Origin of the sequence: Luteimonas sp. MC1750, assembly GCF_016615955.1 — a bacterium.
Taxonomy (GTDB): Bacteria; Pseudomonadota; Gammaproteobacteria; order Xanthomonadales; family Xanthomonadaceae; genus Luteimonas.
Window position 1 is genome coordinate 2,195,204 of record NZ_CP067113.1, and the last position, 21,457, is coordinate 2,216,660.

General features: G+C 71.6%; 17 protein-coding genes. 6 read left to right on the forward strand and 11 right to left on the reverse strand.

Features of this window, described 5'->3' with window-relative positions; genetic code table 11:
* Positions 1–54 precede the first annotated feature (54 nt).
* Positions 55–1,272, forward strand: coding sequence for a dipeptidase (locus JGR68_RS10275; RefSeq protein ID WP_199359868.1), 1,218 nt, complete (start codon positions 55–57; stop codon positions 1,270–1,272).
* 78 nt (positions 1,273–1,350) lie between these two features.
* On the opposite strand, the gene JGR68_RS10280 is transcribed toward JGR68_RS10275, so the two are convergent.
* Together JGR68_RS10280 and JGR68_RS10285 are read right to left on the reverse strand one after the other, a co-directional pair.
* The gene (locus JGR68_RS10280) at positions 1,351–1,542 is read right to left on the reverse strand and encodes a 30S ribosomal protein THX (protein WP_199359867.1); all 192 of its coding nucleotides are present in this window, start codon (positions 1,540–1,542) and stop codon (positions 1,351–1,353) included.
* Between the two features lie 80 nt (positions 1,543–1,622).
* On the reverse strand, positions 1,623–2,024 hold the full coding sequence (locus JGR68_RS10285; RefSeq protein WP_199359866.1) for a MerC domain-containing protein: 402 nt from the start codon (positions 2,022–2,024) through the stop codon (positions 1,623–1,625).
* A gap of 156 nt (positions 2,025–2,180) precedes the next feature.
* On the opposite strand from JGR68_RS10285, the gene JGR68_RS10290 reads away from it, so the two are divergent.
* The 3 genes from JGR68_RS10290 (at position 2,181) to JGR68_RS10300 (ending at position 6,605) form a co-directional block, all read left to right on the forward strand.
* Complete coding sequence (locus JGR68_RS10290; protein WP_234446495.1) at positions 2,181–4,448, forward strand: TonB-dependent receptor; 2,268 nt, start codon at positions 2,181–2,183, stop codon at positions 4,446–4,448.
* Between the two features lie 94 nt (positions 4,449–4,542).
* Positions 4,543–6,084, forward strand: coding sequence for a DNA-3-methyladenine glycosylase 2 (locus JGR68_RS10295; protein WP_199359864.1), 1,542 nt, complete (start codon positions 4,543–4,545; stop codon positions 6,082–6,084).
* Complete coding sequence (locus JGR68_RS10300; RefSeq protein WP_199359863.1) at positions 6,084–6,605, forward strand: methylated-DNA--[protein]-cysteine S-methyltransferase; 522 nt, start codon at positions 6,084–6,086, stop codon at positions 6,603–6,605. The genes JGR68_RS10295 and JGR68_RS10300 overlap by 1 nt, the downstream gene beginning before the upstream one ends.
* Here the strand turns inward: JGR68_RS10300 and JGR68_RS10305 are convergent.
* Complete coding sequence (locus tag JGR68_RS10305) at positions 6,602–7,102, reverse strand: transcriptional repressor (protein ID WP_199359862.1); 501 nt, start codon at positions 7,100–7,102, stop codon at positions 6,602–6,604. The genes JGR68_RS10300 and JGR68_RS10305 overlap by 4 nt on opposite strands.
* A 247-nt stretch (positions 7,103–7,349) precedes the next feature.
* On the reverse strand, positions 7,350–8,750 hold the full coding sequence (gene gltX, locus JGR68_RS10310) for a glutamate--tRNA ligase (RefSeq protein ID WP_199359861.1): 1,401 nt from the start codon (positions 8,748–8,750) through the stop codon (positions 7,350–7,352).
* A 662-nt stretch (positions 8,751–9,412) separates the two neighbouring features.
* Between gltX and lpxH the strand changes: the two genes are divergently transcribed.
* Positions 9,413–10,153: a UDP-2,3-diacylglucosamine diphosphatase gene (lpxH, locus tag JGR68_RS10315; RefSeq protein ID WP_199359860.1), complete on the forward strand. Its 741-nt coding sequence runs from the start codon at positions 9,413–9,415 to the stop codon at positions 10,151–10,153.
* 144 nt (positions 10,154–10,297) lie between these two features.
* On the opposite strand, the gene JGR68_RS10320 is transcribed toward lpxH, so the two are convergent.
* From JGR68_RS10320 to JGR68_RS10350, 7 genes are all read right to left on the reverse strand, one after another.
* Positions 10,298–11,143 (reverse strand): ferritin-like domain-containing protein, encoded by an 846-nt coding sequence (locus JGR68_RS10320; RefSeq protein ID WP_199359859.1) that lies wholly within the window; start codon positions 11,141–11,143, stop codon positions 10,298–10,300.
* A gap of 4 nt (positions 11,144–11,147) precedes the next feature.
* Positions 11,148–12,620 (reverse strand): amidophosphoribosyltransferase, encoded by a 1,473-nt coding sequence (gene purF / locus JGR68_RS10325; RefSeq protein WP_199359858.1) that lies wholly within the window; start codon positions 12,618–12,620, stop codon positions 11,148–11,150.
* Between the two features lie 36 nt (positions 12,621–12,656).
* Entirely contained in the window at positions 12,657–13,820 is a 1,164-nt protein-coding gene (locus JGR68_RS10330) for an SPOR domain-containing protein (protein ID WP_199359857.1), read from the reverse strand.
* Between the two features lie 30 nt (positions 13,821–13,850).
* Positions 13,851–15,152, reverse strand: coding sequence for a bifunctional tetrahydrofolate synthase/dihydrofolate synthase (folC, locus tag JGR68_RS10335; RefSeq protein WP_199359856.1), 1,302 nt, complete (start codon positions 15,150–15,152; stop codon positions 13,851–13,853).
* Between the two features lie 3 nt (positions 15,153–15,155).
* Positions 15,156–15,800 carry a histidine phosphatase family protein gene (locus tag JGR68_RS10340; RefSeq protein ID WP_199359855.1) on the reverse strand — a complete coding sequence of 215 codons (645 nt, stop codon included), beginning with the start codon at positions 15,798–15,800 and terminating at the stop codon, positions 15,156–15,158.
* Positions 15,797–17,890: a S46 family peptidase gene (locus JGR68_RS10345; RefSeq protein ID WP_234446642.1), complete on the reverse strand. Its 2,094-nt coding sequence runs from the start codon at positions 17,888–17,890 to the stop codon at positions 15,797–15,799. Before JGR68_RS10345 ends, JGR68_RS10340 begins: the two co-directional genes overlap by 4 nt.
* A gap of 136 nt (positions 17,891–18,026) precedes the next feature.
* Entirely contained in the window at positions 18,027–20,225 is a 2,199-nt protein-coding gene (locus tag JGR68_RS10350; RefSeq protein WP_234446496.1) for a S46 family peptidase, read from the reverse strand.
* Between the two features lie 160 nt (positions 20,226–20,385).
* On the opposite strand from JGR68_RS10350, the gene tdh reads away from it, so the two are divergent.
* On the forward strand, positions 20,386–21,420 hold the full coding sequence (gene tdh / locus JGR68_RS10355) for an L-threonine 3-dehydrogenase (protein ID WP_199360792.1): 1,035 nt from the start codon (positions 20,386–20,388) through the stop codon (positions 21,418–21,420).
* Positions 21,421–21,457: the final 37 nt, after the last annotated feature.

The following is a 21,457-nucleotide window of genomic DNA, read 5'->3' on the forward strand; positions in this document are numbered from 1 at the left end:
TGCGGCTGTGTGCGCCGCTACCTCCAATCCGCTTCCATCCCGAGGACCCGCCTGATGCCACGACGCCTCCACCGCCACGCCCTCGCACTTGCCCTTGCCTCGCTGGCGCTCCCGGCAGCCGCCCTGGCGCAGGCCACCGATGCCGCACGCGCGCTGGCGCGGGACGCCCTGATCGTCGACACGCATATCGACGCGCCGGGTGTCCTGGTGTCCAACTGGGCCGACCTCGGGGAAGCCGCGCCCGACCGCGAGTTCGACTGGCCGCGCGCGCGCGAGGGCGGTCTGGACGTGGCCTTCATGTCGATCTACACCTCGGCGCGGCAAGACGAAGCCGGCGGTGCCTGGCAGGCGGCCAACGCGCAGATCGATGCGGTCGAGGCCCTGGCCGCACGCCATCCCGACCGCTTCGCCATCCTCACGTCGCCGGGCGACGCCGGGCGCCTGCTCGAAGGCGGTCGCGTGCTGCTGCCGCTTGGCCTGGAAAACGGGGGACCCATCGGCGACGACCTCGCGCAGCTCGCCTTCTTCCACCAGCGCGGCGTGCGCTACATCACGCTCGCGCACAGCGGCAACAACCGCATCGCCGACTCCTCCTACACGGTGGAGAAGCGCTGGAACGGGCTGAGCCCGTTCGGGCGCGAGGTGATCGCGGAGATGAACCGGCTCGGCATCATGGTCGATGTCTCGCACATCTCCGACGAGGCCACCCGGCAAGCGGTCGCGCTGAGCCGGGTGCCGGTGATCGCCAGCCACTCGGCGCTGCGCCACTTCACGCCGGACTTCGAGCGCAACCTCAGCGACGAGCTGGCGCAGCTGATCGCGTCGAAGGGCGGCGTGGTGCAGATCCCGTTCGGCACCGCGTTCGTGAACCCGAAGGCCGCGGCCAACACCCGCGACTGGTTCCGCGAGTCGCTGGCCTTCGACCGTCGCAGCGCCGAGCGTGTCGCCGCCGGCGAGCCGGCGCTGGACCGCACGGCCTTCGAGGCGCAGTGGGCGGTCGACCATCCGAAGGTGGAGGCGCCGATGAGCGACGTGCTCGACCAGATCGACTATGCGGTGAAGCTGATCGGAGTGGACCACGTCGGCATCGGGTCGGATTTCGACGGCGTGGACGGCGAGCTGCCCGAAGGGTTGCGCACCGTCGCCGACTTTCCCAACCTGGTCGCCGGGCTCCAGGCCCGCGGCCATTCCGACGCGGACATCCGCAAGATCCTCGGCGGCAACCTGATGCGCGTCTGGGCGGAGATCGAGGCCGGCGCCGGTACGCCCTGAAACGACGAAGCCCCGCACTGGCGGGGCTTCGCTGCGACTGCGTCCGCGGCATGCCGCCGCGGGGTCCCTTAACGGGGGTCAGTCCTTGGCAGCGGTCTTCTTCGCCACGACCTTCTTGGCCGGAGCCTTGGACACGGTCTTGGCCGAGGCCTTCTTCGCGACCGGCGCGGCGGACGTGCCCGCGGCCTTTTCGGTGGCCTTGCTGCGCGCGTTGCCGTAGCTGGAGTTGTAGCGCTTGCCCTTGGCCGTCTTGCGGTCGCCCTTGCCCATCTGTTGCTCCTGGATTCGTATCGTTCGGTGGGCGCGCCCTTGCACGCCACAGGGCGCGCATCCTAGCACGGGCGCGGGTTTCACGCCGGCTGGCGGGCCGCCGCGGCGTGGGTCAGGCGCAGGTTGAGCAGGTGCGCGCCGGCGATCATCAGGCCGCCGACGGTCATCAGTCCGGCGTGCAGCGGGCCATGGTCATGCAGCGGGCTGAAGGCACCCACCCAGACCAGGGCCAGGCCTGGGACCAGCAGCATCCAGGCGCGGAACGCGCGGTGCCGCCGCCAGCCGATGGCCAGCGTCGTGCAGCCCAGCAGGGTCGCGAACACCGTCACCGCCTGGTCGATGTCGACCCAGCCACCCGCCGACAGCCCCAGCGTCGGCATCAGCGCGAGCACCAGCGGCAGCAGCGCGCAGTGCAGCGCGCACAGGAAGGACGCGGCGAAGCCGATCCGGTCGGCTCTCTTGAGCTTGCACGTTGAGGCCATGACGTTGGTTGGGTGGCGTCGGAGATGAAACAATATAACATTCCACCAATGTCCACGCACGCCAGACCGATGCCACAGCCAGCCCACCCCGCAGCCCGCCCCGACGCTTCACTCACGGCCCCCCGTTGCGCCCCGTCCAGCGCGACGCCCTGCGCCTTGCCCGCCCGAACCCTGGCCGCTGCCATCCTGCTCGCCCTGTGGAGCCTGCCCGTGACGGCGCAGGATGTTCCTGTCGCCGATGCCGGCGGCCACGACCACGACCACGACCACGACCACGACTACGACCACGGCGTCACCGATCTCGACGCGCTGACCGTGCGCGCCAACCCGATCGCGCGCACCGCCGAGGACCTGGCGCGGCCGGTCGCCGTGCTCGCGGGCGAGCGCCTGGACGAGGCGAAGGCCGGCTCGATCGGCGAGACCGTTTCGCGCCTGCCCGGCGTGCAGTCGTCGTTCTTCGGCGCCGGCGTGGGCCGGCCGATCATCCGCGGCCTCGAGGGCGCGCGCGTGCAGGTGCTGAGCGACGGCCTGGCCGCGGGCGATGTGTCCACAGTCAGCGTCGACCACGCGGTCAGCATCGAGCCGTTCCTCGCCAGCCAGATCGAGGTGCTGAAGGGCCCCGCCAGCCTGCTCTATGGCAACGGCGCCATCGGCGGCGCGGTGAACGTCGTGGACGGGCGCATTCCCGAGGCGGCGACGTCGCGCCCGCTGGAAGGCCGCGCCGAGCTGCGCGCCGGCAGCGTCAACGACGCGCGCACCGGCATGGTCCGCCTCGACGGCACCTCCGCATCCGGGCGCCTGGTCTTCCACGTCGACGCCCTGCACCGGGAGACCGGTGACATCGACATCCCCGGATATGCGGAAAGCGCCGCGCTGCGCGCCGGACACGGCCACCCGGACCAGGACCACCGCGGCGACCAGGGGGACGCCGACCATGGCGGCGCGGAGGACCACGCGGACGCCTACGGCACCCTGCCCAACAGCTTCGTGCGGACCGACAGCGGCGCCCTTGGACTGTCGTGGGTCGGCGACCGCGGTTTCCTCGGCTTCGGCCAGAGCCTGTTCAACACGCGCTATGGGGTGCCGGGCCATGTCCACGCCGACGACGGTGCCCACGGACCCGACGACGGCCACGGGCATGACGGGCAGGAGGCTCACGGCGACGCGGGCGGCGTGCACGGCGTGCGGATCGTGATGGACCAGCGCCGCAGCGAAGCGCGCGGCGGGCTCGACGACGTCGGCCCGTTCCAGAGCCTGCGCGCACGCGTCGCACACACCCGCTACACCCACACCGAATACGAAGGCGACGCGGTCGGCACGGTGTTCGACAACACCACCCTCGAAGGCCGTCTGGAACTGGCGCACCGCGCTGTCGGCGGCTGGGAAGGCGCGTTCGGCCTGCAGTGGCTGCAGCGCGACTTCGCCGCGCTCGGGGCCGAGGCCTTCGTGCCGGATTCGGACGCGCGTGATGCCGGCCTGTTCTGGATCGGCGAACGCGACTTCGGCCGGGCCCGCCTCGAGCTGGGCCTGCGCCATGACCGCAACCGCATCGACGTCGCCGCCGACGACGGCCGGTCGCGCGCGTTCGGGACCACGAGCGCGTCGCTGGCCTCGCGCTGGGACCTCGGGCCCGACGTGCACCTGTCGTTCGGCCTGGACCGCGCGCAGCGCTCGCCCACGGCCGAAGAGCTGTATTCCCGCGGCATGCACGTGGCGACGCAGAGCCACGAACTCGGCGACGCCGGCCTGGACGTGGAAACCGCCAACCGCGCCGAGTTCGGCCTGCACTGGCACCGCGGCCCGCTGCGCGTGGGTGCCTCGCTGTACCACGTGCGCTACGCCGACTTCATCCACCTCGCCGACACCGGCATTGTCGACGCCGGGTTGCCGGTGCGTGCGTGGACGCAGGCGGACGCGCGCTTCAGCGGCGGCGAACTCGAGGCGGAATGGACCTTCATCGACAGCGACGCCGGGGCCTGGACGCTGCGCGCGTTCGGCGACGTCGTGCGCGGCAGGCTCGACGGCCAGGGCACGCGCGAGGTCGCGCTGTCCGTTCCGCACGGCCACCACAGCCACGAGCACCTCGCCACCCTGGCGCTTTCGGGCAACCTGCCGCGGATCGCGCCGGCGCGCACGGGTGCCGACCTGCGCTGGGCCGGCAACCACTGGCGCGCGGCGGTCGGTGCGGTGCGCTACGCGCGCCAGGACGACGTCGCGGCCCACGAGACTGCCACCGACGGCTACACCCTGGTACACGCGAACATCGCCTGGCACCTGGACACGCCGTCGGGCAACGCGGTGGAACTCTTCCTCGACGGCAGCAACCTGCTCGACCGCGAGGCGCGCGTGCACACCTCGTTCCTCAAGGAGCTCGCGCCGCAGGCCGGGCGCGGCGTCAGCGCCGGCGTCCGCATCCTGTTCTAGGCCGCCGCCCGCCCGGGAGGGGCGTGCCCATGCCGCCGGTGCCCGTGTCCGAAAACGGCGAGTCCCGGCTGGCGGCCGGTGCTAGCCTCGGTCAATGCCCCAGCCCGCCCTGCCATCGCCGCAGACCTGTGACCAGGCACGTCGCAGCCGCGACCCGCGCTTCGACGGGCTGTTCTTCACCGCCGTCCACAGCACCCGCATCTACTGCCGCCCGGTCTGCCCGGCCCCGTATGCGAAGCGGGTGAGCTACTTCGCCAACGCCGCCGCCGCGGAGGCCGCCGGCTATCGCCCATGCCTGCGTTGCCGCCCGGAGCTGTCGCCGTCCGACGGCGCGTGGCGCCGCGGCGATGCCGCGATCGCGCGCGCACTCGCGCTGATCGACCAGGGCGCGCTGGCCGGGGCGCCGCTCTCGGCGCTCGCGGGGCGCGTGGGCCTGGGCGAGCGCCAGCTGCGCCGCCTGTTCGTGGAGCGCCTGGGCGCGCCGCCGGTGGGCGTGCACGGCACGCGCCGCCTGCTGTTCGCCAAGCAGCTGCTCACCGAAACCGCGCTGCCGATCACCGAGGTCGCCCTGGCCGCAGGCTTCGGCAGCCTGCGCCGCTTCAACACCACCTTCCGCGACGCCTACCGCATGGCGCCCCGCGACCTCCGCCGGCAGCCCGGCGCCGCCGCGCGCGCGGGTGGCGACACGTTGGCGCTGCGCCTGGGCTACCGCCCGCCCTACGACTTCGCGGCGATGCTCGACTTCCTGCGCGGCCGCGCCCTGCCCGGAATCGAACGCGTGGATGCCGGCGGCTACGCGCGCGTCATCGGCGGCCCCGGAGGCGCGAACGGCTGGCTGCGGGTCTCCCAATGGCCGGCGGAGCATGCGCTGAAGCTGGAGCTGCACGCGCCGCTGGCATCGCGCCTGCTCGACATCGTGCAGCGGCTGCGGCGCATGTTCGACCTTGATGCCGACCCGGAGGTGATCTCCAGCGCGCTGTCGTCGGATCCACGCCTCGCGCCCCTGCTCCGGGCGCGACCCGGGCTGCGCCTGCCCAGTGGCTGGGACGGCTTCGAGGTCGCGGTCCGCGCCGTGCTCGGCCAGCAGGTCAGCGTGACCGCGGCACGGACCTTGGCGACCCGGCTCGCGCAGCGCTATGGCGAGGCCCTGGGCGCGCCATTCGGTGACGGACTCGAACGCGTGTTCCCGACGCCGGAGGCCCTGGTGGACGCCGATCTCGGCTCGATCGGCCTCACCCGCGCCCGCGCCGACACCCTCCGCGGAATGGCCGCGGCGCTGCTCGACGGTCGCGTCGACTTCAATCCGGAGCGTCCGCTCGACGCCTTCGTCGCGCGCTGGGTCGCCCTGCCCGGCATTGGACCGTGGACGGCGCAGTACATCGCCCTGCGCGCGCTGGGCCACCCGGACGCATTCCCGGCAGGCGACCTGGTGCTGCGCAAGGCGCTCGCCGACAACGGCGGCGCACTGTCGGAAAAGGCCGCCGCGGCGCGCGCCGAGCGCTGGCGGCCGTGGCGCGCCTACGCGGTGATCCACCTCTGGAAAGAGGCCATGCCGACACCTGCCGTGAACGCTTCCGCGCCACGTCCGGCACTGCGCCCCGCCCGTCCCCGGCGCCCGATACGAGGAACCCCCTGATGCCCAGCACCACCTTCATGCACCTGGACACGCCGATCGGCGTGCTCACCCTGGTCGCGGACGACACCGGCCTGCGCCGCATCGACTTTCCCCCGCCGCGTCCGCCACCGCCCGGACAGGACTGGACCGAAGGCAGCAACGACGTGCTGGTGCAGACCGTCCGCCAGCTCGAGGAGTACTTCGCAGGCACGCGCCAGGCCTTCGACCTGCCGCTGTCGCCCCATGGCACCGGCTTCCAGCGCGAGGTGTGGTCCACCCTGGCGCAGATCCCCTATGGCGCCACCTGGAGCTATCGCGACCTTGCCCAGCGCATCGGGCGACCGTCGGCCATGCGCGCCGTCGGGGCCGCGAACGGCCGCAATCCGCTGCCGATCGTGCTGCCCTGCCACCGCGTGATCGGCGCCAACGGTGCGCTCACCGGATTCGGCGGCGGACTGCCGACCAAGGCCTTCCTGCTGCGGCTGGAGGGTTCGCTGCCCGCCGGCAGCGAGGACCTGTTCCCCGCCGCAGTGGCACGCTAGCGGGCGATCCCCTCGTTGGCCGCACAGTCGCGGCAGGTGCCGTGCACTTCCAGGGTCTGCGCCCGCGGCTGGAACCCCAGCGCGCGCGCGCGCTCATCCAGCGCCGCGACGATCTTGCTGTCCTCCAGCTCCACCGCCGCATGGCAGGTATCGCAGATCAGGAACGGAACGGAATGCTGGGCGGTGCTCGGGTGGTGGCAGGCGACGAAGGCGTTGACCGACTGCAGCTTGTGGATGAACCCGTTGGCCAGCAGGAAATCGAGCGCGCGGTAGACCGTCGGAGGCCCCGCGGCGCCGGGACCGCCACCCTCGCGTACCCGGTCCAGCAGGTCATAGGCCTTGATCGGCTGCTCGGCCTCGGCGATCAGGCCCAGCACATGCGCGCGGATCGGCGTCAGGCGCAGGCCACGCTCGCGGCAGGCGCGCTCGACCGCGTCCACGAAGGCGGCGCCGTCGTGGACATGGTGCTTGGGATCGGTGCAGGCATGCGTGGGCATGCCAACGATGATGGTGCCGAACAGGTGGGGACTCAAGCCGCACGGCCATTGCCATCGCACCGGCTGACATCGCAAGCGTCCGTCTCCCGCGGGCCTCACCGGCTGTGATCACCAGCTGTGGGAGCCGCTATAGCGGCGATCGCCGCGCGACGGAACAGGTCGGACACCCGCGCCAGTCGCGGCCATGGCCGCTCCTGCATCGGGAGTGCGCGGCCGATCGCGGCCATGGCCGCTCCTACAGGTGGGGTCAGGCGGGGATGCGCGCGATCGCGGCGTCGATGCGCGCCAGGGCTTCATCGCGGCCGGCCAGATAGACCGTGTGCGCGATGTCCGGGCTCACCTGGGTGCCGGTGATCGCCACCCGCAGCGGCTGCGCGACTTTGCCCATGCCGAGGCCCAGGGTTTCCGCCGTGGCCTGCAGGGCTTCGGCGATGGCTTCGACCGACCAGCCCGTCAGGGCCTCGAGGCGATGGCGGGCTTCGGCCAGCGGCGCCTGCGCCTCGGACTTGAGGTGCTTGGCCACGGCCTTGTCGTCGTAATCGGTGAGCGGCTGGTACCAGACGGCGGCGCGTTCGGCCATCTCTTTCAGCGTCTGCACGCGATCGCGTAGGGCGAGCACGACGTCGGCCGGCGCAGGCCCGGCGGCGAGGTCGTAGCCGGCGTCGCGCAGGTGCCACTCCAGGTGCTTCGCGACATCCTCAGGCGCGTCGTCCTTCAGGTACTGCTGGTTCAGCCAGCCCAGCTTGGCCATGTCCAGGCGCGCGGCCTTTGCATTGACGTTCTTGAGGTCGAACAATTGCTGCATCTCGTCGATCGAGAAGATCTCCTGGTCGCCGTGCGACCAGCCCAGCCGCACGAGGTAGTTCAGCAGCGCGTGAGGCAGGTAGCCGGCGTCGCGGTACTGCATGACGTCGGCGGCGCCGGTGCGCTTCGACAGCTTGGCGCCCTGCTCATCGAGGATCATCGGCAGGTGCGAGAACGCCGGCACCTCGGCGCCCAGCGCGCGGTAGATGTTGATCTGCCTCGGGGTGTTGTTGACGTGGTCGTCGCCGCGGACGACGTCGGTGATGCCCATGTCGAGGTCGTCGACGACGACCGCGAAGTTGTAGGTCGGGTAGCCGTCCGGACGGAAGATCACCAGGTCGTCGAGTTCGGCGTTGCTGATCTCGATGCGGCCCTTGACCTTGTCCTCCCAGGCGACCACGCCGTCGAGCGGGTTCTTCAGGCGGATCACGCGGTTAAGATCGTCGCGGTACGGCGCGCCCTGCTCGCGGTAGGCGCCGTTGTAGCGCGGCTTGTCGCCCTTGGCCATGGCGGCCTCGCGCATGGCGTCGAGCTCGTTCTTCGACTCGTAGGCGTAATAGGCCTGCCCGGCAGCCACCAGCTGCTCGGCCACTTCGCGATAGCGCTCCACGCGCGAGGTCTGGTAGATCGGGCCCTCATCGTAGTCGAGGCCCAGCCAGTCCATGGCTTCAAGGATCGCGTCGATCGCGGCCTGGGTGCTGCGCTCGCGGTCGGTGTCCTCGATGCGCAGGATGAAGCTGCCACCGTGGCGGCGCGCCTCCAGCCAGCAGTACAGGGCGGTGCGGGCGCCGCCGATGTGCAGGTAGCCGGTGGGGCTGGGGGCGAAGCGGGTGCGGACGGTCATGGCATCGTGGACTGGCTCGGATGACCGGACATTTTAGGTGCTTCCCTCAACCGCGGGGAGATGCGCCGGCCGGCGGCACGCCTGTGGGAGCGGCTACGGCCGCGATCCTGTCGGAGCGGCTACAGCCGCCATCCTGTGGGAGCGGCTACAGCCGCGATCGGTGACGCCGCCAGGTTCGTCGCTGCGAGGAAGCGGCTCCGTCATGCACCTCGCTGCCCGTCCCGCACACAGGGGGTGTGCTCCCCCGTCCTGTCCGCGTCCTGCTCCCAAGGCCCGCCGCCGGCCATCCATGGCCGGCTGTCCGCACACCCCCTGTGCGCGGGACGGGCTGTGGCATTTCTCGGCTTCGGCTTGAAACGCGACCGCAATTGCAACAGTCAACGACCACATCCGACGCCACATGATGAGCGAAGCGATCGCGGCTGTAGCCGCTCCTACAGGGGAAGCGGCGGCGAGCGGCGAGTGGCTGGTTCTCCTTCCAGACCGCGAGAGAGGTGGTGCCCGGCGCGGGCGCAGGAGGGGATGCCCAGAGCCGGCCATGGAAGGCCGGCGGCCGGAACTGGAAGCAGGACAGCGCAAATTCCGGCTGGACATCCGCTCCTGCGTCCGCGCCGGGCGGCCGAACCCGAAAGGGAGCAGCGCCGTGGATCTACAATCAGGCGATGACGACGCTTTTCATCTCGGACCTGCACCTGGATCCGGAACGGCCGGGGATCACCCGGCTGTTCGGGGAGTTCATCGACGGCGAGGCGCGTGGCGCGGACGCCCTGTATATCCTCGGCGACCTGTTCGAGGCCTGGGTCGGCGACGACGATCCCTCGGACACGGGTGCGTTCGTGGCGGACAGGCTGCGCGCGCTCGCGGACGCCGGCGTGCCGGTGTTCTTCATGCACGGCAACCGGGACTTCCTGCTGGGCGCGGACTACGCGCGGCGCGCGGGCATGACCCTGCTGGTGGATCCGGCGGTCGTCGACCTGCACGGACGGCGCGCGCTGCTGATGCACGGCGACACTTTGTGCACCGACGATCTCGCCTACCAGCAGTTCCGCGCCCAGACCCGCGACCCCGCGTGGCGGGCGCAGTTCCTCGCGCAACCGCTGGACGCCAGGCTCGCCTTCGCCCACCAGGCACGCGCCGCCAGCCAGGCCCGCCAGGGCGAACTGCGCGACGCCGGCACCATGGAAACGATCACCGACGTCGCACCCGAAGCCGTCGATGCCGCGTTCCGCACGCATGGCGTGGACCTGATGATCCATGGCCACACCCACCGCCCTGCTGTGCATGCGCTCGCGGTCGACGGCCGCGCCTGCACGCGCGTCGTGCTGGGCGACTGGTACGAGCAGGGTTCGGTGCTGCGGGTGGAGGCCGGGAGGCTGGAGCTGCAGGCGTTGGGGACGCCGTAGCGCTGGGGCACCGAAGCGGCTGTAGGAGCGGCTAAAGCCGCGATCCGGAGTGTCGCAATACCTGCGTGCCGCCGATCGCGGCTATAGCCGCTCCTACAGCCGCTCCTACAGGCGCTCCGATCGTCCCCGGATGCGCTGTGGGCGTCAGCCGGCCAGTTGCTGCAGCGCCGCCAACTCGTCCTCGCTGAAACCCGCCGCACTGCGCGCATCGACGTTGAACGGCCCATGCAGCACCGCGCGCGCGTACTCGATGAGCAATTCGCGGAAACGCGGCTCCGGATCGATGCCTTCGCGTTCGCAGCACCAGCGGAACCACCGGCTGCCGGCGGCCACGTGCGCCACTTCCTCGCGCAGGATCACCTCGAGGATGTCGGCGGTGGCATGGTCGCCCAGCGCACGCAGCTTCACGATCATCCCGGGCGTCACGTCCAGGCCACGCGCCTCCAGCACCCGCGGCACCAGCGCCATGCGCGCCAGCACATCGTGCGCGGTCTTCTCGGCCATCTCCCACAGCCCGTTGTGCGCGTCGAACGCGCCGTAATCGAAGTCCATCGCCTGCAGTCGCGCGCGCAGCATCGTGAAGTGCCGCGCCTCGTCGTCGGCCACCATCACCCAGTCGGCGTAGTACCGCGCCGGCATGTCGCGGAAGCGGTAGACCGCGTCCCAGCCCAGGTCGATGGCGTTGAACTCGATGTGGGCGATGGCGTGGATGAACGCCGCGCGGCCTTCGTCGGTGCCGAAGCCGCGCCGTGGCAGCTCGCGCGGATGCACCAGGCGCGGGCGCGGCGGCCGGCCGGGCATGCGGATCGGCTCGGGCCCCGCCGCGTCGCCGGCGCCGCCATGGCCGTCGGCACCGGCCGCGCGACCGGTGTCGACACTCAGCGCGCCCCCGCGGAACGCCGCCGCGATCGCGTGCGTCATCGCAACCTTGTCGTCGGGCGACGCCGCGTCGAGGCACGCGCGCGCGGCGTCGAACAGCGAACCCGCCATCGGCTCAGGCGCCCGCGCGGCGCGACGTCTTCGCCTCGTCCGAGCGCAGCTGGCGCAGGCTGTCGAAATAGCCCGGCTCGATCCCGGTGACGTACTCGCCGCTGAAGCAGGAGCTGTCGAAGCGCCGCCCCGGGAATTTGTGCCCGGCCACCGCGGCCTCGAGGTCGGCCAGGTCCTGGTAGACCAGCCAGTCGCAGCCCAGCAGCGCTTCGATCTCCTTCTCGCTGCGGCCGTTGGCCACCAGTTCCTCCACCGACGGCATGTCGATGCCGTAGACGTTGGGATGGCGCACCGGCGGCGCGGCCGAGGCCAGGTAGACCTTGCGCGCACCGGCGTCGCGCGCCATCTGCACGATCTGCTTCGAGGTCGTGCCGCGGACGATCGAATCGTCCACCAGCAGCACCACGCGGTTGCGGAATTCCAGCGGGATCGCGTTGAGCTTGCGCTTGACCGACTTCGCGCGCTCGCCCTGCCCCGGCATGATGAAGGTGCGGCCGACGTAGCGGTTCTTGACGAAGCCCTCGCGGTATTTCACCCCGAGCACGTTCGCCAGCTCCATCGCCGAATCGCGCGAGGTGTCCGGGATCGGGATCACCACGTCGATGTCGTGCCCGGGCCACTCGCGCAGGATCTTTTCGCCCAGCGTCACGCCCATGCGCATGCGCGCCTTGTGCACCGAGATGTTCTCGATCATCGAATCCGGGCGCGCGAAGTACACGTACTCGAAGATGCAGGGCGCGTGCTCGGCGGGCTCCGCGCACTGGCGCGCATGCAGTTCGCCGCGCGCGGTGATGACGATGCCTTCGCCCGGCTCGACGTCGCGCACGCGCTCGAAGCCGAGGATGTCCAGCGCCACCGACTCCGAGGCCACGGCGTACTCGGTGCCGGCTTCGACGTCGCGCCGGCCAAGCACCAGCGGGCGGATCCCGTTCGGATCGCGGAACGCGACCAGGCCCAGGCCCAGCACCAGCGCGACGGCGGCGTAGCCGCCACGGGCGCGGCGATGCAGCCCTTCCACCGCGTTGAGCGCCGCCTCCGGCGTCAGCGCGCGCTGTCCGTCCAGCTCGTGCGCGAACACGTTGAGCAGGACCTCCGAGTCCGACTCGGTATTGATGTTGCGGCGGTCGGTCTCGAACACGGCGCGACGCAGCTCGTCGGTGTTGACCAGGTTGCCGTTGTGCGCGAGTGCGATGCCATAGGGCGAGTTGACGTAGAACGGCTGCGCCTCGTCGCTGCCCTCGCTGCCGGCGGTCGGATAGCGGCAATGGCCGATGCCGACGCGGCCGTCGAGCAGGGCCATCGCCTCGGCGTCGAACACGTCGCGCACCAGGCCGTTGCCCTTGTGCACGCGCAGGCGCGTGCCCTTGCCGGTGGCGATGCCGGCCGCATCCTGCCCGCGATGCTGCAGCACGGTCAGACCGTCATACAGCGCGGCTGCGACTTCAGTGGTTCCGACGATGCCGACGATGCCGCACATGAGCTGGTTTCCGGGTGTCAGTTGGAGCGGGGGGAATCAGGGATGCGAGCGCACGAGGCCGTCGATGCCGACGCTCGACTTCACCCGCGACCGGAGCTGGTCGGCCTCGGCGCGGGTCACGACCGGACCGGCCTTGACGCGCGTGAGCGTGCCCTTGTCGGTCTGCACGGTCTCGGTGAACGCGCCGATGCCGGCGCCACGCAGGCGATCGCGCAGCGCGTTGGCCTCCGCGGCGTTGCCGAAGGCCCCCAGCTGCACCGCGAAGCCGGTGCCCGCGGCGGCGCTCGCCGCCGGAGCGGCCGGCGTGCTTGCCGACGAAGCGGCACTGTCAGGCGCTCGGGCCGCCGGAGTCCGGGCGCTGGACGCGGCAGCCGGCGTGCTGGACGCGGGCGCCGCCGCGTCGAGCGCCACCACCGAGGCCTGTGCCCGCGAGCCGATGCCGCCGGCACGCACGCGTGCCGCTTCGGCATGCGCCTGCGTGGCATAGGGGCCGATGCGCACGCGCCAGGCGTCGCGGCCGCCCACCCGGGTCTCCTCGACATAGGCGGGGAGGTTTTCCTGGCGCAGGCGCGTCACCACGGTGCCGGCGTCCGCGCGGCTGCCGTAGGCACCGAAGTTCACCGCGTAATCGCCGCCGGCGGTCGCGGGCGGCAGGCGCGCGGGGGCGGCCACCGGATCGGGCTTCGGCGGATCCGGCTTCGCGGGCTCGGGCCTGGCCGGTTCGGGTGTCTGTGCCGCGACCTGCGCGGCCCGCGCCTGCGCCGCGGCGGCTTCGCGCGCGGCAGCGGCGGCGCTGGCACCGTCGGCCGGATCCGGACCCGCCGCCGGCATCGGCATCGGCGCCGGCAGCGGCTGGACCGCGGGACCTGCGGCGTCCTGCAGCGGCGCGGTCTCCACGCCGGAGGCCAGGTCGGCCGCATCGTCGGACACGCCTTCGCCAGCAGGCTGCGCGGTCGCGGTGTCCACTGTCGCCACGCTGCCGTCGTCGGCCAGCAGGCCGGGGCTGCCGGTGGCCGCCGGCGCAACCAGCGGCAGGTCGCGGGTGACGTAGTCGCCCGAGGGCGCACTGGGCACGTGCAGCGAAAGATCGGACACGCCGCTGTCGGGTGCGGGACCCTGCACCAGCATCGGAAGGAAGATCACGGCCAGGGCGATCAGTACCGCGGCGCCGATGAGGCGCTGTTTCAGTCCGGAATCCATGGGCGCTCGGGCAGCGGGGAGGCCCGCGAATTATACGGCCCCGCCCGCTCCGGCTTCTGAACCTGCGACAGCGAGCCAGGCCAGCGCCGCAGCCGCGACGTGGAACGAGCCGAATGCCAGCACCCGTCCGCCGGCGCCCGCGTCGGCCAGCGCCGCCTCCAGCGCCGCGTCGACGTCGTCGTGGCGCGTTGCATCGGCGGCAGCGGTCGTGCCGAGGCCCGCAGCCAGCGATTGTGCGTCACGGCCCCGGGCGCCGGCCGCGGTGGTGCCGGCCAGGTGCCAGCCGTCCACCTGACCGGCCAGCGCGTCCACGACCCCGCACGCATCCTTGTCGGCCAGCGCACCGTAGACCGCCACCGTGCGCAGCGGCGGCGCGGCGCGCAGCCAGTCCGACAGCGCGCGCGCGGCCTGCGGGTTGTGGCCCACGTCGACCAGCACCTCGACGCCGCGGCGTTCGAAGCGCTGCAACCGCCCCGGCACCTGCGCCGCGGCCACGCCGCGCGCCCAGGCACCTTCGTCGATCTCCACGTCGAGCGCGCGCAGCGCCGCGATCGCCGCCGCGGCGTTGCGCAGCTGGGCCGGCGCCGCCAGCCCGGGCAGCGGCAGCGCGAGCTCGAAGCCGGGCTCCCGCCACCACCAGCTCTCCCCGCCCTCGTCCCGGCCGAAGCGGTAGTCGCTGCCGGCGCGGATCGCCGAGGCACCGATCGCGTAGGCGTGGCCGAGCACGCTCGACGGCGGATCGTCCTCGCCCAGCACCAGCGGCGTCCAGGCGCGCGCGATGCCCGCCTTCTCCGCGCCGATCGCCTCGCGGTCGTGGCCGAGCCAGTCCTGGTGGTCGAGGTCCACGGTCGTGATGACCGCCACGTCCGGATCCACCAGGTTGACCGCATCCAGGCGCCCGCCCAGGCCGACTTCGAGCACCGCGAGGTCCAGGTCGGCGCGTTCGAACAGCCAGAGCGCGGCGAGCGTGCCGACCTCGAAATAGGTCAGCGAGGTCGCGCCGCGCGCGCCTTCGACCGCTTCGAAGGCCTCGACCAGTGCGGCATCGCCGGCGTCGGCGCCATCGATGCGCACGCGTTCGTTGTAGGCCAGCAGATGCGGGGAGGTGTAGGCGCCCACCCGCAGGCCGGAGGCGGCGGCGATCGCCTCGATGAAGGCCACGGTCGAGCCCTTGCCGTTGCTGCCCGCCACCGTGGCCACCAGGCGCGCCGGCCGGCCGAGGCCCATGCGCAGGGCGACTTCGCGCACGCGTTCCAGGCCGAGGTCGACCTCGCGCGGATGCCGGCCCTCGATGTCACGGAGCCAGTCCTGCAGGCTGCGCGGATCGGCCATGGCTCAGAGCGCCCGGTGCACCGCTTCGCCGAACAGCAGGGTGTGGTGCGTGCAGTCGTTCAGGCGCACCACCTCCAGGTGCTGCGGGTCCGGGCCTTCCAGCAGGTTGAGCGTCGCCGGTGCCTGGCGGAACGTCCACAGCCGGAACAGCGGCAGGCCCAGCACGCGGCACAGCAGGACGCGGTTGACGGCGTCGTGCGAGATCACCAGCAACGTGTCCTCCGGCCCCAGTCCCGCGCAGGCGTTGGAGAACGCCGGCCAGGCGCGCTCCAGCACCTGCTTCAGCGACTCGCCGCCCGGCATCTGCACCTTGTCGGGTGCGTCTCGCCAGGCGGCCAGGCGCTCCGGATCGGCCTCGCGGATCTCGCTGGCGAGCTTGCCTTCCCAGCTGCCGTGCGCGATCTCCATCAGCCCCTCGTCGACCTCGAGCATGTCGGCGCGCGCCTCGCCCAGCGCCAGCCGAGCGGTGTCATAGGCGCGCGACAGCGGCGAGGCGATGGCCCGGTCGATGCGCACGTCGTGCAGGCGCTCGGCCAGGCGCAGCGCCTGCTTGGCGCCGGTTTCCGACAGCGGAATGTCTTCCTGGCCCTGGTAGCGGCCCTCGCGGTTCCAGCTCGTCTCGCCGTGGCGGGCGAGGAGGATCCTCACCGCTTCGGCTCCAGCCCGAGCTCGGCCAGCACGCGTGGCGCGGGGTAGACCTCCTGCATGATCCAGCGCATGTAGCGCTGGTCGACCGAGATCATCCGCGTCATCACCGGGTCGAATACCCAGTTCGAGGCCACCGACTCCCAGTTGCCATCGAAGGCCAGGCCGACCAGCTTGCCGTTCGCGTCCAGCACCGGCGAGCCGGAGTTGCCGCCGGTGATGTCGAGGTCGGACAGGAAGTTCACCGGCACCGACTTCAGGCGGCGATCGGCCAGCCCGCCGTGGCGCTTGGCGGCGACGGCGTCGAGCAGGGCCTTGGGCGCGTCGAACGGGTCCTCGCCGGTGTCCTTGGCCGGGATCTCCTCGAGCACGGTGAAGGCCTTCTGCGGCGTGCCGTCGAGCTTGGTATAGGGCTTGACGTTGCCGAAGGTGATGCGCAGCGACGAGTTGGCGTCCGGATAGACGAATTCGCCCTTGCTGGCCTTGTAGTCGGCCACCGCCTGCAGGTAGACCGGGCGCGCCAGCAGCGCGTCGCCGGCGCGCGCCTTGCGCTCCGCTTCCTGCGCCAGCAGGGTCGGCATCACCGCCACCGCGTAGCGGATCGCCGGGTCCTTGCTCGATTCATAGGCCTTGCGGTCGGCGCGCAGCCACTTCAGCCGCGCCTCGGTGCCGTCGGCCAGCTCGCTGCGCGCCAGGCGGTCGAGCGCGCCGTTGATGGCGCGGTCGTTGCTGCCGCCCAGCCACTTGTCGAGGGCCTCGATGCGCTGGTCCTGGGGCAGCTTCGCGTACGCGTCGAGCCAGTAGCGCTGCAGGCCGCGGTCCATCTCCGGCACGTAGCGGCGCTCCATCTGGCGCACGGCGCCCTCCAGCGTCGGCAGGTCGCGTTCCTGGTAGCCCTGCTCGCGCTGGGCGTCGGGCTTCTCGCGCTCGATGGCCAGGCGGTAGCCGCGGATCGCGGTCGACAGCAGGCCGGTGCCGTTGAACTGGCCGAAGACCAGGTCGCGGTCACGGGTCGCGCGGCTGGCGGCATTGAGTTCGAGCAGCTTCGCGTGCGCATCCAGCACGCCCTGCCCGGCCTCGCCCTGCTCCCGCGCCCAAGCGAGCACGGCCGCTTCCTGCGCTTCCTTGGTGGCCATGGCACCGGTGCGCTGGAAACCCTGCAGCTGGCTGTCGTAGTTCTTGTAGACGTTTTCCCAGCCACGCATGGTGCTGGCGTATTTCACCTCGATGTCGGGATTGGCCTTGCCGGTCTCGGCCACCATCTTCTGCATCGCCTTGTAGTGGCGGACGATGGTCGGGTACTGCCAGTCCTGGGTGTCCTGGAACTCGCTGGCCAGCGCGTAGCGCGCGGTGCGGCCCGGATAGCCCGCCACCATGACGAAGTCGCCCTCGCGCAGCGGCTTGTCGGCGAACTTCAGCCAGCGCTTCGGCGTGTAGGGGACGTTGTCCTCGGCGTAGGGCGCGGGCTTGCCGTCCTTGCCGACGTAGGCGCGGTAGAACGCGAAGTCGCCGGTGTGCCGCGGCCACATCCAGTTGTCGACCTCGCCGCCATAGGCGCCGACGCTGCCCTGCGGCGCGTAGACCAGGCGCACGTCCTGGATCTCGAGGTTCTTGAACAGCCGATAGGTGTTGCCGCCGGCGAAGCTGTACAGGCGGCAGCGGTAGCCGGCCTCGGCCTCGCAGTCGGCCACCAGCGACTTCTCGATCGCATCCAGCGCGTTGGTGCGGCCCAGCGCATCCGCCGCGCCGGCGACCGCGGCCTGCACCTTGTCGGTGACGTCCTCGATGGCTTCCAGGGCGAAGATGCGCGAGGTCGGCCCGGCGCTGATCTCGTCGCCGATGGCTTCGGCATAGAAGCCGTCGCGCATCAGGTTCTTCTCCGGCGTCGAGTTCAGCTGGATGGCACCGTAGGCGCAGTGGTGGTTGGTCGCCACCAGGCCCTGCGGCGAGACGAAGCTCGCCGTGCAGCCACCCAGCGAGACCACGGCGCCCAGCGGATCACCGGTGAGGTCGGCCAGCTGCTCCGGCTTGAGCCTGAGGCCGGCGCGCTTGAGCGGCTGCGCGATCTCGGGAAGCTGCTGCGGCACCCACATGCCCTCGCCCCCGTGTGCGGGAGCGGGACTGGAGATGGCGGCGACGAACGCGGCCGCGGCGGTGGCGAGGACGGTCTTGCCCATGTCTGGTTTCCTGGTGCGGTGTGGAAAGAAGGTCGGAACGGATGGCCCGAGTCTAGCGGCCAGCGGCGGCCGCCGGCACGGCAGGGCGATCGGCGCCGTCGAGCGGAAGCCCCATCTCGGCGAGCAGCTGCGGCGCCGGATAGACGCGCGCCATGATCCAGCGCATGTAGCGCGCGTCGACGTGGATCGCGCGCTTGTAGCGCGGGTCGAACTTCCAGCTGGCGCTGACCGCCTCCCAGTTGCTGTCGAAGTTCAGCCCGATCAGCCGGCCGCGCGCGTCCATCACCGGCGAGCCGGAATTGCCGCCGGTGGTGTCGAGGTTGGTGAGGAAGTTGACGGTCTGGGTGCCGAGGCCGGGATCGACCGTGGCGCCGAAGTCGCGGCGCGCGATGGCGGCCAGCAGCGGGTCCGGCGCATCGAAGGGCGCGACGCCGGTGTGTTTTTCCACGATGCCTTCGACCGTGGTCAGCGGCGACCAGCTCACCGCGTCGCGCGGCTGCAGGCTCTCGATGCGGCCATGGCTGACGCGCAGGGTGGAGTTGGCGTCCGGATAGACCGCCCGGCCTTCGCTGCGCGCGTGGCCGATCATCCCGCGCATGTAGGCCGGACGCAGCCGCAGCAGTTCGCCGGCGCGCGCCTTGTCCTCGGCCTCGAAACGCAATGTCGCCTGTTGCAGCGCGGCGGCCGCGCGCATCAGCGGATCGCTGGACGCCTGCACCTCGGCCGGATCGGCGGCCAGCAGGCGCAGGCGCTCGGCTTCGGAAGCCAGCGCGGTGTCCGCGTAGAGCGCCTGCAGCGCGGCTTCCGTGGCCGCCGCGTCGCTGCCGAACACCGCGTTGACCTCGGGCACCTGCTGGTCGGCCGGCAGCGCGCGGTGGCGCGCCAGCAGTTCGGCGAGGAGCGCGCGCTCGACCGCCGGCGCGTAGCGGCGCTGGGCCTGGCGCAGCGCGGCCTCGATGCGGGCCTCGTCGCGCAGCTGGTAGCCGCTTTCGCGCCCGGCGTCGGGCTTGCCGCGCTCCAGCGCCAGCCGCTGCAGCTGGACGGCGCTGCGCAGGAGCTGGGTCTGGGCCTGCATCAGGCCGAACAGCTGGTCGCGCTCGCGGGTGGCACGGGCCGAGGCGATGACCTCGGCCGCCGACGCGATGTCCGCGACCGTGGCGGCGGCATCCGGCTGGCCCGCGAGCCAGCGCGACATCGCCGCTTCCTGCCGCCGGCGCTCGGCCACCGCATGGCTGCGGCGCAGGCCGTCGAGCTCGCCCTGGGCGCGCTTGAGGGTGTTCTTGAGGCTGGCCACCTGGGCCGCGTAGCGCACCTCGGCATCGGCGTCCTCGGCCGTGCCGCGCTCCACGGCCCCCAGCAGCGCCGTCATCAGCTCGACGCGCGACGGCAGCTGCCACTCGACCTGGTCGGCGAACTCGGCCGCGGTGCGGTGGCGGAAGGTGCGGCCCGGGTAGCCGGCCAGCATGGCGAAATCGCCCTCGGCCAAGGACTCGGTGGACACCGTCAGCCAGGCGGCCGGCTTGAACGGCACGTTGTCCGGCGAATGCGCGGCCGGCTTGCCGTCGGGGCCGACATAGGCCCGGTAGAAGGTGAAATCGCCGCTGTGGCGCGGCCACATGAAGTTGTCGATCTCGTCGCCATAGCTGCCGATCGCGTCGGGCGGCGCATAGGCCAGGCGCACGTCGCGGATCTCCAGCTGGCGCACCAGGTGGAAGTCGGTGCCGTAGTACATGTCGACCACGCTGCAGCGGTAGCCGGGCTCGGCCTCGCACTCGGCCACGGCGGCCTTGGAGGCGGCTTCGACCGCGTCGTGGTAGGCGCGCCCGGTCTTGCCGCGGGCGTCGGCGAGGATGCGGTCGGTGATGCGCTCGAAGCGGTCGGTCACCAGCACGCGCGCCCCCGGGCCCGCCGAGAGCTCGTCGGCCATCGTCGGGGCGTTGAAGCCATCGACGATGAGGTTGTTCTCCGGAGTCGAATTCAGCTGGATCGCACCGTGCGCGCAATGGTGGTTGGTGACCACCAGCCCCTGAGGCGAGACGAAGCTCGCAGTACAGCCGCCCAGCGAGACGACCGCGCTCATCGGCGGCTTCGACAGGTCGGACAGGTCCTTGGGGTCGCCCTGGAAGCCCGAGCCGCGCATGGCCGATTCGATCTCCGGGAGCTGGGAGGGCAGCCACATGCCTTCGTCGGCGACGGCGGTGGCGGGCAGCAGGACAGCGGCGAGGGCGGCGGCGACAGGACTCAGGCGCATGGGGTTCCCGGTGTGCGGACAGCCCGCGACCATAGGCCGGCCCGGCGGCCGGGTGCAAATGCCGCCGGTCACGCGACCGGCCGCGGCCGCGCCCGGCGTTACAATCGCGGTTTCGACCCAGCAGACCGGCCCAACCATGTCGCAGTACCAGCAGTCCACGATCCCGACCACCATGAAGGCGCTGGTCAAGCGCGAGCTCGCCAAGGGCATCTGGATGGAGGAAGTCCCGGTGCCCGAGCCGGGCCCCAACGAGGTCCTGATCCGCCTGGAGAAGACCGCGATCTGCGGCACCGACCTGCACATCTACCTCTGGGACGAGTGGGCGCAGCGCACCATTCCGCAGGGGCTGACCATCGGCCACGAGTTCGTCGGCCGCGTGGTCAGGCTGGGCCCGGGCGCGACCGGCTATGACATCGGCCAGCGGGTCTCGGCCGAAGGCCACATCGTCTGCGGCCAGTGCCGCAACTGCCGTGCAGGCCGCCAGCACCTGTGCCCGAACACGGTCGGCATCGGCGTCAACCGCAACGGCGCCTTCGCCGAATACATCGTGATGCCGGCCTCGAACCTGTGGCCGATTCCCGACCAGATCCCGTCGGAGCTGGCGGCGTTCTTCGATCCCTACGGCAACGCCGCGCACTGCGCGCTGGAGTTCGACGTGGTCGGCGAAGACGTGCTGATCACCGGCGCCGGCCCGATCGGCGTGATGGCCGCGGGCATCTGCAAGCACATCGGCGCGCGCAACGTGGTGGTCACCGATGTCAACGACTTCCGCCTGAAGCTGGCCGCGGACATGGGCGCCACGCGCGTGGTCAACGTCAGCAAGACCTCGGTGAAGGAGGTCATGGCGGAGCTCAACATGGACGGCTTCGACGTCGGCCTGGAAATGAGCGGCAATCCGGCGGCCTTCAACGACATGCTCGACTGCATGTACCACGGCGGCAAGGTCGCCCTGCTCGGTCTGCTGCCCAAGGGCGCGGGCATCGACTGGGACCGGGTGATCTTCAAGGGCCTCGTGCTGCACGGCATCTACGGCCGGCGCATGTACGAGACCTGGTACAAGATGACCCAGCTGGTGCTGGCGGGCTTCCCGCTCGAAAAGGTGCTGAGCCACCAGCTGCCGGCCGACGAGTTCCAGAAGGGCTTCGACCTGATGGAATCGGGGAAATCCGGCAAGGTCGTGCTCGACTGGCGTTGAGCCGTCGGTTCCACGCCGCGGACGGCTGGTCGCCGCG

What these genes read in the sequence shown, in the direction of transcription:
- JGR68_RS10300 (WP_199359863.1), top strand. Translation starts at nt 6,084, where the DNA reads ATGCCCAGCACCACCTTCATGCACCTGGACACGCCGATCGGCGTGCTC.
- JGR68_RS10350 (WP_234446496.1), bottom strand. Translation starts at nt 20,225, where the DNA reads ATGCGCCTGAGTCCTGTCGCCGCCGCCCTCGCCGCTGTCCTGCTGCCC.
- JGR68_RS10330 (WP_199359857.1), bottom strand. Translation starts at nt 13,820, where the DNA reads ATGGATTCCGGACTGAAACAGCGCCTCATCGGCGCCGCGGTACTGATC.
- JGR68_RS10320 (WP_199359859.1), bottom strand. Translation starts at nt 11,143, where the DNA reads ATGGCGGGTTCGCTGTTCGACGCCGCGCGCGCGTGCCTCGACGCGGCG.
- JGR68_RS10295 (WP_199359864.1), top strand. Translation starts at nt 4,543, where the DNA reads ATGCCCCAGCCCGCCCTGCCATCGCCGCAGACCTGTGACCAGGCACGT.
- purF (WP_199359858.1), bottom strand. Translation starts at nt 12,620, where the DNA reads ATGTGCGGCATCGTCGGCATCGTCGGAACCACTGAAGTCGCAGCCGCG.
- JGR68_RS10275 (WP_199359868.1), top strand. Translation starts at nt 55, where the DNA reads ATGCCACGACGCCTCCACCGCCACGCCCTCGCACTTGCCCTTGCCTCG.
- JGR68_RS10280 (WP_199359867.1), bottom strand. Translation starts at nt 1,542, where the DNA reads ATGGGCAAGGGCGACCGCAAGACGGCCAAGGGCAAGCGCTACAACTCC.
- lpxH (WP_199359860.1), top strand. Translation starts at nt 9,413, where the DNA reads ATGACGACGCTTTTCATCTCGGACCTGCACCTGGATCCGGAACGGCCG.
- folC (WP_199359856.1), bottom strand. Translation starts at nt 15,152, where the DNA reads ATGGCCGATCCGCGCAGCCTGCAGGACTGGCTCCGTGACATCGAGGGC.
- JGR68_RS10345 (WP_234446642.1), bottom strand. Translation starts at nt 17,890, where the DNA reads ATGTGGGTGCCGCAGCAGCTTCCCGAGATCGCGCAGCCGCTCAAGCGC.
- JGR68_RS10285 (WP_199359866.1), bottom strand. Translation starts at nt 2,024, where the DNA reads ATGGCCTCAACGTGCAAGCTCAAGAGAGCCGACCGGATCGGCTTCGCC.
- gltX (WP_199359861.1), bottom strand. Translation starts at nt 8,750, where the DNA reads ATGACCGTCCGCACCCGCTTCGCCCCCAGCCCCACCGGCTACCTGCAC.
- JGR68_RS10305 (WP_199359862.1), bottom strand. Translation starts at nt 7,102, where the DNA reads ATGCCCACGCATGCCTGCACCGATCCCAAGCACCATGTCCACGACGGC.